This is a genomic window from Neobacillus drentensis, assembly GCF_021560175.1.
In the GTDB taxonomy this organism is placed as follows: domain Bacteria; phylum Bacillota; class Bacilli; order Bacillales; family Cytobacillaceae; genus Neobacillus; species Neobacillus drentensis_A.
The window spans coordinates 6,157,730-6,171,987 of record NZ_CP091110.1 but is presented as its reverse complement, the minus strand read 5'-3'; the positions used below and the strand labels follow the sequence as shown (position 1 = coordinate 6,171,987).

Below are 14,258 nucleotides of genomic sequence, written 5' to 3'. Positions count from 1 at the left end.
AATAGATGTGTTTCTCCCGTTTTAAAACCTTGAGGATGGTTATAGTACAAAATACATCATTAATTAAGGAGGCTTTATTACGTGGAGAAACTACTTCAAAATCAAGTTGCTTTTGTTACAGGGGCTGGGTCAGGGATCGGCAGAGCAGCTGCTATAAAGCTAGCACAAAATGGCGGTAAGATTGCCTTAGTCGATTTGCATAAAGAAAACGTAGAAGAAGTGAAACAGCAAATTGAAGAAATGGGCAGTGAGGCGCTTGTCATAGAAGCCAATGTTTCTCATCCAGAGGAAGTAGAGGAATGTTACAAAAGAACGGTTGATCAGTGGGGAAGACTTGATGTTGTTTTTGCGAATGCTGGCATTAACGGGGAGGTTGCTCCAATTGAGGATTTGAATCCGAAAGATTGGGAGCTGACTATTTCTAATAATTTAACAAGTACCTTTCTTACTGTCAAATATGCCATTCCTCATTTGAAGTCTAGTGGCGGCAGTATCGTTATTACGAGTTCCATCAATGGGAACAGAGTATATAAAAACTTTGGTATGTCTGCGTATAGTACATCTAAAATCGGCCAGATGGGCTTTGGGAAAATGGCAGCACTCGAGCTCGCTAATTATAAGATTAGAGTCAATATGATCTGTCCAGGGGCAATAGATACGAATATCAATGAGAATACCTGGAAAGAAAAGGAGAATCTAAAAAAGATTGAAATACCTGTTGAATATCCGCAGGGCAGCCAGCCGCTAGAACATAAAGCAGGAACATCCGATCAAGTCGCCGACCTCGTCCTATTCCTAGCCTCCAGCCAATCAAGCCACATCACCGGAAGCGAAATCTATATCGACGGGGCAGAATCCTTATTATAATATTGGTGCCTGACACCATAAAAAGACAAACACACAAAAAATGTCCACGTAGAGTGGACATTTTTTGGTTTCGTTATTTTAGGTCAATGAGAATAAAGCTTTCATCATCGCTCTTATGATAGATATTCTTTTCGTGGTTTAGGGACTGTAAAATTTTTTCTTTTAGTTCTACTAAAGGTAATGAGACTGTTTCCTTTAATAATGGAGCTAAGTGGTCTGATGCAAGGGGATCAACACCATCTGTGTAAAGGAGCAATCTGTCCCCCTTTCCGAAGGTGAATGAATTTGCCTTAAATTCTATACCCTCAAAGGTTCCAAGTGGCGGGGCTGTAGAAGATAATTCACATTGTTTTCCGTCAGAGTCCTGCCATAAAGCAGGCGGATGGCCTGCATTGATGTATTCTATTATTTGTCTATCTGTATCAATTGCAAGAAGGATAGCGGTAGAATAATGCCTAGCTTCCTCGTTGTTCTCAAACAATTTGTGAAGATGGCGATCCAGCTCTTTCATCACAATATCAACCGCAACTCCGGCTGAAAGTAATCTTTGAAACAGAGAATGAAGAGTCATCGTAATTAAAGCGGAAGAAATCCCGTGGCCCATCACATCAAGCAGAATAACTCCATAGTGATGCTGGTCCATTTGGTAAATCCCATAGATGTCACCGGATAACTCGCTAGAGGCATTATAGAATACTTCCATTTCTACCTTTTCATTGTTAATCGGGTTAGTTAATGATGTTTCCTGAATGATTCTAGCAAGCTCCAACTCTTTTTTTGTTTCTATTTTATAGTTGTGATTTTGTTTGTTCAGTTCAAGCAGTTCTTCTTTTTGCTTTTCCAGCTTTTTAAGAGTAGCCTCTAATTCTGCATTCGCTTGATCCTTTGCCTTTAATGCCGCTTCTGTTTCCTTTTTTGCTAGCAGCAACTCATTTTCATATTCGCTTCTTTTACGCATGGGAATCAAAATACATTCCAATACCGTTGCCTCTGTTCTCTCTTTTTGGAGAGCGTTGATCAGAACCGGGATCTCATCTCCCTTACTAGATACGAGTGAAATATACATTTCCTCGACATGCTGTTCTAGTTTTATGAGCGGAAAAAAGTAGAATTGAAAGAACAGACGGGCAGGAACGGTGAGAATGGAATTGACATGCTGTCCTATGAATGGATTTTGGGTGTAATCAAGTATCGTAAGTAATGTGTGGTTAATGGATAAAATCAGACCATCTTCTGATAGAGTTAGAAATCCACAAGGTGCATGATCGAGTTGTTCGTCCATTAAATAGTAACACCTCTAACCACCAGGCTGCCTGCTGTGGAAGCTTCCTCCAGGTATTGATGGATGAGGCGGATGGTCTCCTCGGGATGACTCATATGCGGGCAATGGCCTGTTGCCTCCATTATTTTCAGTATACTAGCAGGAATTTCCTGATGAACATACTCTCCCACTGCTGCTGGAGCGATAATATCATTTGAGCATTGTAAAATAAGTGAGGGTACCGTTACTTTTTTTAAATCGTCGCGGTTGTCTGCGAAAAAGGCAGCCTCTGCAAATTGGCGGGCAATAATCGGGTCAGTGGAGCAAAACCGTTCTTCCAGCTGAAGTTTAACCTCCGGCCGTTCCGGATTGTTCGTTACCGTCTGTGCAAACATATTCGCCCAGCCTATGTAATTTTTCTCCATCATATCAATTAAACCTAACAGCTCCTCTTTTTGAAAACCTCCAAAATAATGCGGAGGGTCATTTAGATAACATGGAGAAGGGCCAATCATAACAAGATGAGAGAAGTACTCAGGATGCCTCAATGATGCCAATACACCAATCATACTCCCAACAGAGTGTCCAACAAATACAGTTTCTTTTAGATCTAAGGCTGAACAAATGTCCAGTACATCTTGAGCATAGCCATGAAGACTACTATATTTTTTTGAGTCATAAGCACGAAGGTCTGAATGCCCCGAACCTACATAATCAAATAAAATGACTTGGTAATCTTTACTGAATGCGTCGGCAACCGACTTCCATACCGTTTGATCGCAGCCAAAGCCTGGAGAAAAAATAATTGATTGTCTGCCTTGGCCTTTGACCTTCACATTATTCCGAACTAGAATATCTTGATCCATCCTGATGCTCCTTTCTAGTATTATATTTATATCATAACACTTACTTCCTAAGATTGGCATTTTCTCTTCTAGTACTTAGGACCTCTCTTTAAACAGTGAATTTATCATACCGTTGGGATTTTTTCTTCTTTTGGAGCACCGGGGCGATTAGCTCCGGTCATGATTGGCATATCAAATCTCATTTCCTCCAATCCCATTATGTAATAAAGACCAACTCTAAGAGATGGCCTTTAACTACTCATAAAAATTTTCATTTGTGGGTTTTCCCATTTTTATTCATTACCATTATAGGGATCAATTGTTTGGATGGTCCCATTCTCGTTATACTTTAGTTCTGTGTATTTTACGCAGCGCTGGTGATCTACTCCATTTGATAAAGAACTATCATGATAAAATAAATACCACTTATCGCCAAATGGCACAATCGAATGATGGGTTGTCCAGCCTATTACTGGAGTAAGGATTGTCCCTTTAAAAACAAATGGGCCTTGTGGACTTTTACTCATAGCATACGCGATGGTATGTGTAGTTCCCGTAGAATAAGAGAGATAATAATTTCCGTTGTACTTATGGACCCATGGGCCTTCAAAGTATCTCCTTTCCTCATCTCCAGCAAGGATTGGATTCCCTTCTTCATCTACAATGGAAATCTGTTGTGGCTTTTCTTTAAAAGTCAGCATATCCTCCGTTAATTCCGCTATCATCGGTCCTAAAGCAGGTTCTGACTCAGCGGGACCTTCCCCATCAGCAAGAAAAGTATCCGTTTGCCATTTTTCTAATTGTCCGCCCCACAGTCCGCCGAAATACATATATGCCTTTTGATCATCATCCACTAAAACAGCGGGATCAATGCTAAAGCTGCCTGGTATGTAATTTTCCTCTGGTATGAAAGGGCCAGCGGGATGTAAGCTAGTAGCAACTCCTATTCTGAAAATATCATTGTGATCTTTGGCAGGGAAAAATAAATAATATTTATTGTTTTTATAGGCTGCATCGGGTGCCCATAACTGTTTCTTTGCCCATGGTACATCCTTCACGTGAAGCACTTCTCCGTGGTCTACACAAGGAGAGTTAAAATCCTCAATCGAGAGAACATGATAATCTTCCATTGCATAGTGTTCCCCGTCTTGGGTTAGAGGTCCTTCATGACTAAGGTCATGGGAAGGATAGATATAAATTTTACCCTCGAAAACATGGGCTGAAGGATCGGCTGTATAGATATGTTCCACTACAGGTTTATTGGGTTTTACGGTTTTAGCCATTTTATAATCTCCTTACTATTTTAAGATTCTACTAGTTTTTAGGCATGATAATAGTGCAAGCGGGGAAGCGTTTTATAAAGAACAAATCATAAACAAAATACTTGAAAATAAAACGCTTTATAATATACTTAGTTTATGCAAACAACAAACAAATGTCAATCGCTGAATAGTGAGTTGTTAGAAAGGGAGGAGTAGGCATGAAAAAAGTAGTAATAACAGGTGGAAGCGGGCTCCTGGGACGGGACGTCATAAAAGAATTTCTGGACCATGGGTATGAGGTTGTCAATGCCGACATGAAATACCCTAAAGAACAGCTTTGTCGGACGGTTATTACAGATTTAACGAAACTAGGGGAGGTATATGGAGTATTAGCTGGTGCGGATGCTGTCATTCATCTTGCAGCAATCCCAGTTGCTTACTCGCATCCAAATGAAGTGACCTTCCAAAACAATGTCATGTCCACCTATAACATTTTAGAAGCCGCAGGGAATTTAGGAATTAAAAAGGCTGTCATTTCTTCAAGTGAGTCGTCCTATGGTATTTGTTTTTCAAAGCAGAATCTGCAGCCTCAATACGTACCGATCGATGAGGAACATCCACAATTGCCGGAAGAAAGCTATGGATTATCCAAGATTGTGAATGAAAAAACAGCCGATATGATTCACCGAAGAACAGGCATGCAAGTGGTGTCATTCAGATTAGGAAATGTCATTTCTCCAGAAATGTATAAAAATTTTCCTGGATTTATTCATGACCCTGAACAACGAAAAACCATTCTTTGGAGTTATATTGATACAAGAGATGCTGCGACTGCGTACCGGTTGGCCATTGAGACAGACGGACTCGGTTCAGTTGCTCTTAATATTGGTGCGGATGAAACCAGTATGGACATTGAAAGCAAACAATTAATGGAAATTTGCTATCCAGATGTTAAGGATTTCCGTAAGGATTTAACAGGTTTTGCACCATTGCTAAATAATGAAAAAGCAAAAAAATTGTTAAATTGGCAGCCTGTTCATCAGTGGAGAGATTACGTGAAGCTTTAGTATTCGAAAATATTAATAGTTTGTGAAGGAGAGAAGATCTATGATTACTAGTCTAAAAAGTACGGTGACATTACATAATGGTGTCAAAATGCCATGGGTAGGAATAGGTGTTTTTCAAGTAAGTGACGGAGAAGAAGTGGTCAATTCCGTTAAAGCAGCTCTTGAGGCTGGCTACCGAAGTATTGACACAGCAGCAATTTATAAAAATGAAGAAGGTGTTGGCAAGGCCATTGCTGAATCAAACGTTCCCCGTGAGGAGCTCTTTATTACCACAAAGGTTTGGAATGCTGATCAAGGATATGAAGAGACATTAAAGGCATTTGATGTAAGTATGAAAAAGCTAGGGTTAGATTATTTAGACCTTCTTCTCATTCACTGGCCGCTTCCATCCCATGGAAAATACGTGGATACATGGAGAGCGCTTGAGAAACTCTATAAAGATGGACGTGTCCGTGCCATTGGAGTAAGTAACTTTAAAGTCCATCACCTTCAAGATATTCTGACTAACTGTGAAATTAAACCAATGGTTAATCAGGTAGAATACCATCCACGGTTTAATCAAAGAGAATTACATGATTTTTGTAAGAAAAATGAAATACAGCTTGAAGCGTGGTCACCTTTAATGCAAGGGGGGCTTCTAGACGAGCCTGTGTTAGTTGAAATTGCCAAAAAGTATGGTAAATCCACGGCTCAAGTCATTATTCGCTGGGATATTCAAACTGGAGTAATCACTATTCCAAAGTCAGTTAAACCTCACCGAATTGCTGAAAATGCGGATGTCTTCGATTTCGAACTTTCACAAGAGGATATGGATAAAATAAACGCTTTGAATCAGGATAAGCGTATGTTTGCGGATCCTGATGAGTTTAGTAGAGTATAAAAGTAATAGATACCTTATCAAAAAAGGCAGGAAATCGTCCCGAACGATTTCCTGCCTTTTCAGCTTTAATGGCTAACACAATAGGATGACTGACGTTTAGTAAACGACAACCGGTTCATTTTTACTAAGATTGTCATACACAACCTTCATCACATTAGATGGAGTGTTGACACAGCCGCCGGATCCTGCGGTTAGGTAAGCAGCGCTTGCCCAGTTTCTTCGCCAGCTGGCATCATGGAACCCGCATCCACTAAGGGTAAATGGTGCCCAATATTGAACCTTAACAGAATAATTTGCATTCCCCACTTCACTTCCCTGAAGGATGGATGGCGTTTCTTTATACATAACATACCATACTCCTGTCGGTGTATCTTCATGGGTATTATGTCTGCCGGTAACCACATTGGTGGTAAAGGTTAATTTCCCATTCTTATAAAGCCAAATACGCTGTTCAGCAATGGACACTTCAGCATAAGTATGACCAATGCCATCATTGCTTTTAGCATTATAGCCTGTACCGTAAGTACTCCAGCCAACTCCATAAATATGGTCTGCTTCAAGTGACTTTTTCCCGGTTTCAAAGGCTTCCTGTACCCGCTTCGTTTCTTTGGTGACATTTATGGCCCAGCCATAAGATTGCCCTTTAACTGTTATCACAGAACCTGAATGGGTTTTAAAATGAAAATTTTTATTTAATGTGGATTGGGAATCATTAATTTCATTCAGCTTATCTTTTATCCCATCTGATTCAATTATGACTTGCATCTCTTTTGTCACCGACGCATTTTTTATTAACTCACTGCCTGTTAAAGAATAGACTTTGTCCTGCACTTTATAATCAACAGTTCGTTGAACAAGTTCCTGCAGGACTGTCTTTTCTTTTTTTATAATGGGGCTGTCCGCTTTGATTGGCTGTAAGTATTCAGGTTTCAAATGGATCTCACTTGTATATTCCTGTTTTTGATAATTTTTTACTAATTGAGCAACATCATACTGTTTTCCAGCAACGCTTTTCGAGACAATAATTTTGCCGTGCTCTAAACGAGCTTCAGCATCTTTCGGAGCTAATAAGTTCTTATTCATGGAAAGAAGCTTGGCCTCTACAAGCTTTTTCAATGTTTGACTGCGATACTGGTCCATACTTCCTGGCTGCAGTGAAAAGTTTTTTTCCTTTGAGGAGGGCCAAAACGTCTGTTGGCTTTTTAACAATTTCTTTACACTAGGTAAATCGTTACTGGTAAATTCCATTTTCGTATCTTTTCCGTCAAAAATTCGATTCCCTTCGATAAAGACATCGTTTTTTAATACAGTGGATTTTAACTTTTTTAATGCTTTGTCAGCAGTCAATCCGCCCACCTTTGTGTGATTGATCATGACATGCGCATTGAACCTGGTTGACTGGTGGTAGTACATCCCAGCTAATAATAGCGCAATGATGACAATAAGACTGCTTCCAATGATGACTTTAACTTTATGCAAGACCTTCACCTCAAGGATAATTGAAATATTCCTAATATTTCGAATTAAAAATCTAGTAATCTAGTAGAGTATTTATTACTATTTCAATTATACCAAGATAATACCAAAATTTCACTTAGATGTTAGTCTATCTTTTTACAAAATGTAGATAAATAGAAGGACAAAGTATCGCTAATCTGAATAATAGGCTTGTTTAAGTTTACTGGTATAAAAATAGGTAAGTAGAATCCTGCAATCGTAGTAGCTCGATCCAAAAATAGCAGCAGCTTATAGTTGTCTAGAGACCTCCTTGGATGTCCATGCTTTTTGCCAGGATTGCTTAGCAAGTAATACAATCACCAAACCAGCTAAACCAATTCCCGCGTACACCATAAAACCTGGTGTGTAGGTTCCTGTTATTTGTTTAAGTGTGCCGAGGATATTAGGAACAAAGAACCCGCCAATTCCCCCGGCTGCTCCTACAATCCCGGTAACCATGCCTATTTCCGCTTGGAATCTTTGCGGTATTAATTGAAAGACAGCTCCATTTCCCATTCCGAGAAAAAGCATTCCGAAAAACAATAACGTCGTGACAAGCGGGAGAGGTGGAAGCTGACTTACACCGAACATGCATAGAGCTACAGCAATAAATAAAAAAGTCAAGAGACGAATACCGCCAATTCGATCAGCGATCGACCCGCCCACAGGGCGGAAAAAACTTCCGGCTGCCACACACAGAGTGACAAAATCGCCAGCACTAACTTTTGATAATTGATATTGGTCGACAAAAAAGATGCTTAAAAAGCTTGATAACCCTACAAATCCACCAAAGGTGACACTGTAAAGCAGGCAGAAATACCAGGTATCCTTCTGTTTAAAAAGAGTGAAATATCCGACTGGCTTCTTAGCTGAAGGCTGTAGGGGTGCATCTTTTGCCATAACGATATAAAGGATAAAGACAATCGTAAGAGGAATGATCGCTAACCCAATTACATTATGCCAGCCAATCTTTTCTGCAAGACGCGGACCGAATAGCGTGGCGAACAGGGTTCCGCTGTTACCGGCACCTGCAATCCCCATCGCTAATCCTTGTAAATGAGGAGGATACCAGCGGCTTGCCATTGGAATCGCTGCAGCAAAGCTTGCCCCTGCTACACCAAGAAGAATCCCTATTAAATAGAGCTCTGTTAATGTGGTGCCAAATAACCATGCCCAAACGAGAGGGACCATCGTGACAAGCATCCCAATAATGGCTGTCTTTTTTGGCCCAATTCGATCTGTCAGTAGACCGAGGATTAAGCGGAAGAAGGAACCACTTAGAATAGGAACGCCCACAATGAAACCTTTTTGTGCGGGAGATAGACCGAAGTCTTTCGTAATAAAAACTCCAAGCGCACCCAAAATTACCCAAATCATAAAACTGACATCAAAATATAAAAATGACGCAACTAATGACGGTGTATGACCACTTTTTCTTAGCTCTGATAACTTCATAAAAAACCTCTCCTCCTTTTAGTTCGGTAACCAGTATCCATTACTTCGCCTTGACTCCTATTACCAGCCCACATTGTTTTTTTTGGAAAAGACAACTTTCCCAAGCAACAGAATGAATGAGAACAGATTCACTTTATTTTTCATTTCGGACCTCCTGCTTTTTAATTTTTTGCATGTTGTTAGAATAGTCTGCCAGTATTTTTTTGTCATGATTTATGTAAGGTCCTCTAACATAGAAACTTTTGTGTTAGGAGATATGACATGATTGATTTCTAATTCGTTCTTTTATGAAATAATAAACGGTATTCATGAACATGGAAGGTACTCTTACAATGCTGGAGGTTTGTTATGAAAAAGCAAAAACTGGTCTTAATAGGCAACGGGATGGCAGGTGTACGTTGTATGGAGGAGATCCTAACGATTTGTCCCGATGGTTTTGATATGACGATTTTTGGCAGTGAGCCACATGTGAACTACAATCGGATCCTTTTGTCGACGGTGCTGCAAGGCGGCACAACCCTTGAGGAGATTACCCTAAATGATCGTAATTGGTATGAAAGGCACCAAATTAAACTATTTACAGGGGAAACAGTTGTAAAAATTGACACGGTAAAACAGGTGGTAATCACCGATAAAAGCCAAGAGATTTCCTACGATCGCCTCATCATAGCGACTGGATCGATTCCCTTTCTTCCTTCTATTCCAGGTGCGGATAAAAAAGGGGTTACGGCCTTCCGCACGATAGAAGACTGTCAGACAATCATGACAACAGCGAAGCATTTTAAAAAAGCAGCGGTCATTGGCGGAGGTTTGCTAGGGCTCGAAGCAGCAATAGGGCTCCTCAACCTTGGAATGGATGTAAGTGTGGTCCACATTGGCAGTTATTTATTAGAACGACAATTAGATCATACCGCAGCGAGGATGCTTCAAGTTGATTTGGAGAATCAAGGAATGAAGTTTCTTTTTGAAAAACACACGCAGGAAATTATCGGGGATAACCGGGCAGAAGGGCTGGTTTTTAAAGACGGGACCATGATTGATACGGATTTGGTGGTAATGGCAGCTGGGGTTAGACCGAATGTCCAATTAGCCAGAGAAAGTGGAATTGAAACGAATCGAGCCATCCTTGTGAATGATTTTTTACAAACAAGCGCAGAGAATGTTTACGCTGTCGGAGAATGCGTCGAACATCGCGGCCGTGTTTATGGACTTGTAAAGCCTCTATATGAACAAGGGAAAATAGCAGCCAAACATATCTGCGGCGTCGACAACCAAGGCTATACGGGCTCTGTTCTTTCTACACAATTAAAGATTTCAGGGATAGAGGTGTTTTCTGCAGGAAAGTTCCATGAAGACACCTTGTCGAAGTCCATTAAACTATACGATGAGGTCAATCGAATCTATAAAAAATTGGTCTTTCAAGATCATAAATTGATTGGGGCTGTTCTTTTTGGAGATACAAGGGAACGGCCGAAATTACTCGATATGATCGTCAGCCAGCAGGAAGTGTCTGACCTTGAAAAAACAGCTTTATTACAATCAGCAAGTGAGACCGGTTATTCAGTTGCTGACATGCCTTTTAGCGAACTAGTTTGTAACTGTAATGGGGTGACAAAGGGAGCGATAGTGGAAGCAGTTCAACAAAAAGGATTGACCACCGTTGACCAGGTGAAAAAATGCACGAAAGCATCTGGCTCCTGCGGTGGCTGTAAATCGGTAGTTACGGAACTAGTTGCCTATCTAAAGAGCGATGAGTGTACTGAAGTCAGCAAACAAAAATCGATGTGCTCCTGTACCTCCCTAACAGAGGATGAAGTCGTACAAGAGCTGCTGCAGCTCGGCATCACTACCTTGATAGAAGCAATAGAGAAGCTGAATTGGAATACCAACAATGGCTGCAGCATTTGTCGTCCTGCAATCAATTATTACCTAGGGATGATTTATCCGGAATATGACAGAGAACAAGGCATTGACAGGATCATCATGTGCATAGAGGAATACAATTGCCAATGTGATAAACAGCGATCCCTGAAATTAGCGGCTGCCTTTAAAAAGGGATTAGAGTTTCTAGCTGTGCCCTGCCTGTTAAAGATAGGTGTCTCCACCTGTATGCATAACGGAGCAGACTCTACAATAAAAGATATTGGCGTCATTAGAACGGGATTAGGCTGGGAAATTTATGCGGGAGGCAGCAGCGGGAGAATGATTCAAGCAGGAGAATTATTGGCGGTCGTCCCGACTGATAAAGAAGCTGTCCAAATCATTAGAGGGCTGATTCAATATTATCGGGAATCAGCTCATTACCAGGAGCAAATAGGGCAGTGGCTTGAAAGAATGGGCTTAATTCATGTCAGGGAAGTATTGTTCGACCAAGAGCTTCGCCAGGAATTAGTAGAGCGCTTAGATGAAGAACTATCAGTAGGAAAAGGTGAGGAATTGTGACGGAATTGATGTTAAAGTATTTCCGTAAAAAGCAAAAGGAAGTACAAGCGGAAAAAATATATGATACACAATGTCCCTTTTGTAGTATGCAGTGTAAGATGCAATTGATTGAACAGTCAATTGTTTCAAGGAAGCAATATAAAACGGTTGGAATAGATAATCCAACCACCCATGGCCGTGTATGCGTCAAAGGCCTGAATGCCTACCAACATGCGTTTCATAAGGAACGATTAAAATTTCCAATGTTAAAAGTAAATGGAGAATTTGTTCGAATTACGTGGGAACAGGCATTGGAACAGATTAAAGATCAGTTTACTAGAATACAAGACGAAGACGGACTTAATGCCTTAGCTGTGTATGGGAGTGCATCGATTACGAACGAAGAAGCGTATTTACTTGGTAAATTTGCCCGAGTGGCTTTAAAGACGAAGTATATCGATTATAATGGCCGATTATGTATGTCGGCCGCTGCTTCAGCCGCCAGTCAAACCTTCGGGATGGACAGAGGATTGACCAATAGTCTTGCTGAAATTCCCTATACCCGATGCATTATTTTAGCCGGAACGAATATTGCGGAATGCCAGCCAACAATTTTGCCCTATTTTGAAAAAGCAAAAGAAAATGGGGCATTTATTATTGCGATTGATCCCCGGGAAACATCGACTACGAAACTGGCAGACTTACATTTAAAAGTGAAGCCGGGAACTGATGCAGCATTAGCAAACGGGCTGTTGAAGGTGATCATCGAAGAAAATTACACGGATGAACGATTTATTCAAGAACGTGTGAATGGTTTTGATGAGGTTAAAGAGTATGTAAGGTCAATAAAGTTAGCGGAAATCGAAGAAATTACAGGAGTTCCGATAAATCAAATTCGCAAAGCAGCCATTACGTTTGGCAAAGAAGAAACAGGAATGATTTTTACTGCGAGAGGAGTCGAGCAGCAAACAGATGGTTCGGCTGCTGTCCGTAACTTCCTCAATCTCCTTTTAGCTACTGGCAAGCTGGGCAAGCTGCATTGCGGTTTTGGGGCGATTACCGGACAAGGGAACGGTCAAGGGGCGAGGGAGCATGGCCAAAAAGCTGACCAGCTTCCAGGGTACCGGTTGATTGAAAACGAAGCACATCGAACACATATAGCGAATGTTTGGGGAATCCATCCAGAGGATCTACCCGGAAAAGGCGTCTCGGCCTATGATATGATGGAGAAAATCAATGAGGGAGAAATTACGGGGATGTTTTTAATGTGCTCCAATCCAGTTGTCTCCAATCCAAATGCTCAATTTGTTAAGAATGCATTAAAAAAGTTAAAATTTCTTGTCGCGGTCGATTTATTTATTTCAGAGACAGCTAAACTAGCGGATCTCATTCTGCCCGCTTCCTCCTACTTAGAGGATGCAGGGACCATGACGAATGTGGAGGGCAGGGTAACATTACGGGAAGCGAGCTGCCCATGCCCGGGTGAAGTGAAGCATGACTGGCAAATCATTGTGGAGATTGCCCGAGTGATGGGGAAAGAAAAGTACTTTTCTTTTTCATCTGCTGAAGAAATTTTTAATGAATTGCGATTGGCGAGTCGAGGGGGAATCGCGGATTATTACGGGATTACCTATGAAAGGCTGCGAAAGGAAGGCGGCATTTTGTGGCCATGTCCTGATCCTGATCATAAAGGGACCATGAGGCTGTTTGAAACGTCCTTTGCTCATCCTGATGGCAAGGCTGTGATGACTATAGTCCCCAACAGATCTGTTGTTCCAAAGGAAGAGGTGTGCAGCGAGTATCCCTTGTATTTGACAACAGGAAGAGTCATGTCTCATTACTTAACGGGAGTTCAAACAAGGAGAAGTCCTGCGTTAGCTGCTAGAAATATTGAATCTTATATGGAAATTCATCCGACTACGGCTAGGAAATACCAAATTGTAGACCAATCCTTAGTTAAAATTGAATCTCGAAGAGGCAGTATAATGGTTCGAAGCAAATACACGGAGGAGATTCGTCCGGATACCATCTTTGTTCCATTTCATTGGGCAGACTCCCAAAATGTGAATTATCTTGTCGGAGAAGAACTGGACCCTGTCTGCAGGATGCCTGGTTTTAAATTAAGCGCTGTTAAGGTAAAACCAGTAAATGATGTGAATATCTGATTTCATACGTTGAAAACGATGTCCATTGAGTACTTAATAACCCTGTCTAAACATAGACTTAGATGTGTAAAGGAAGGGGGGGCATTAAGTGAATAACATCAAGCAGCTAGGAGAACAATTTGCCCAAATCCTAAATGGAAAAGCCAAGCTGCAGCAAAATGGCTGTTCTGTTTCGCTAAAGCGCAGTTTTAATGTACTTATTCAAGGACGTCCTAGTCATTCCATTTTACCAGTAGGGATCTCATTTGAGTCTTTGGATGTGAATGGGAATGCCTTAAACTTGGGAGAAATAACATTACTTGAAGAGGAGATTCCAGGATTCATGAAATCCAGTGTGGAACAAGGGCTCATTGTGGGAGCACTGCATAATCACTGGATCTATACACAACCACATCTGATGTACATTCATATACAATCGGTGGAGCCGCCCCTTGTTTTTGCTAGGAAAGTGGCAAAGGCATTTACAACTTTAATCAGCTACCCGATTCAAGAATAGAGAGCAGCACCATTTAAAGATAAGCAAAGGGACGGTTCTCCT

Annotated in this window: 11 protein-coding genes; 6 read left to right on the top strand and 5 right to left on the bottom strand. The window is 41.0% G+C overall.

What is annotated here, in order from left to right:
* The first annotated feature begins 81 nt into the window (after positions 1-81).
* The gene (locus L1999_RS29125) at positions 82-867 is read left to right on the top strand and encodes an SDR family oxidoreductase (RefSeq protein WP_235741696.1); all 786 of its coding nucleotides are present in this window, start codon (positions 82-84) and stop codon (positions 865-867) included.
* 73 nt (positions 868-940) lie between these two features.
* Here the strand turns inward: L1999_RS29125 and L1999_RS29120 are convergent, their stop codons facing one another.
* The 3 genes from L1999_RS29120 to L1999_RS29110 form a co-directional block, all read right to left on the bottom strand.
* Entirely contained in the window at positions 941-2,149 is a 1,209-nt protein-coding gene (locus tag L1999_RS29120) for a PP2C family protein-serine/threonine phosphatase (RefSeq protein WP_235741695.1), read from the bottom strand.
* On the bottom strand, positions 2,149-2,994 hold the full coding sequence (locus tag L1999_RS29115) for an alpha/beta fold hydrolase (protein ID WP_235741694.1): 846 nt from the start codon (positions 2,992-2,994) through the stop codon (positions 2,149-2,151). Before L1999_RS29115 ends, L1999_RS29120 begins: the two co-directional genes overlap by 1 nt.
* Positions 2,995-3,266: 272 nt before the next feature.
* The gene (locus L1999_RS29110; RefSeq protein WP_235741693.1) at positions 3,267-4,256 is read right to left on the bottom strand and encodes a glycoside hydrolase family 43 protein; all 990 of its coding nucleotides are present in this window, start codon (positions 4,254-4,256) and stop codon (positions 3,267-3,269) included.
* Positions 4,257-4,453: 197 nt separating this feature from the next.
* Here L1999_RS29110 and L1999_RS29105 point away from each other — a divergent pair, with 197 nt between their 5' ends.
* Positions 4,454-5,302, top strand: a complete 849-nt coding sequence (locus L1999_RS29105; protein ID WP_235741692.1) for an NAD-dependent epimerase/dehydratase family protein — start codon at positions 4,454-4,456, stop codon at positions 5,300-5,302.
* Between the two features lie 40 nt (positions 5,303-5,342).
* Positions 5,343-6,182 carry an aldo/keto reductase gene (locus tag L1999_RS29100; RefSeq protein ID WP_235741691.1) on the top strand — a complete coding sequence of 280 codons (840 nt, stop codon included), beginning with the start codon at positions 5,343-5,345 and terminating at the stop codon, positions 6,180-6,182.
* Positions 6,183-6,278: 96 nt separating this feature from the next.
* Here L1999_RS29100 and L1999_RS29095 read toward each other — a convergent pair whose 3' ends face one another.
* The gene (locus tag L1999_RS29095; protein WP_235741690.1) at positions 6,279-7,661 is read right to left on the bottom strand and encodes a L,D-transpeptidase family protein; all 1,383 of its coding nucleotides are present in this window, start codon (positions 7,659-7,661) and stop codon (positions 6,279-6,281) included.
* A 267-nt stretch (positions 7,662-7,928) separates the two neighbouring features.
* On the bottom strand, positions 7,929-9,134 hold the full coding sequence (locus L1999_RS29090; protein WP_235741689.1) for a nitrate/nitrite transporter: 1,206 nt from the start codon (positions 9,132-9,134) through the stop codon (positions 7,929-7,931).
* Between the two features lie 348 nt (positions 9,135-9,482).
* Between L1999_RS29090 and nirB the strand changes: the two genes are divergently transcribed.
* From nirB to L1999_RS29075, 3 genes are all read left to right on the top strand, one after another.
* Positions 9,483-11,576: a nitrite reductase large subunit NirB gene (gene nirB / locus L1999_RS29085; RefSeq protein ID WP_235741688.1), complete on the top strand. Its 2,094-nt coding sequence runs from the start codon at positions 9,483-9,485 to the stop codon at positions 11,574-11,576.
* A complete protein-coding gene (nasC, locus tag L1999_RS29080; protein ID WP_235741687.1) occupies positions 11,573-13,720 on the top strand; it encodes an assimilatory nitrate reductase catalytic subunit NasC in 2,148 nt (715 codons plus the stop codon). The genes nirB and nasC overlap by 4 nt, the downstream gene beginning before the upstream one ends.
* A gap of 88 nt (positions 13,721-13,808) precedes the next feature.
* Positions 13,809-14,216 (top strand): DUF1259 domain-containing protein, encoded by a 408-nt coding sequence (locus L1999_RS29075; RefSeq protein ID WP_235741686.1) that lies wholly within the window; start codon positions 13,809-13,811, stop codon positions 14,214-14,216.
* The last annotated feature ends 42 nt before the right edge of the window (positions 14,217-14,258 follow it).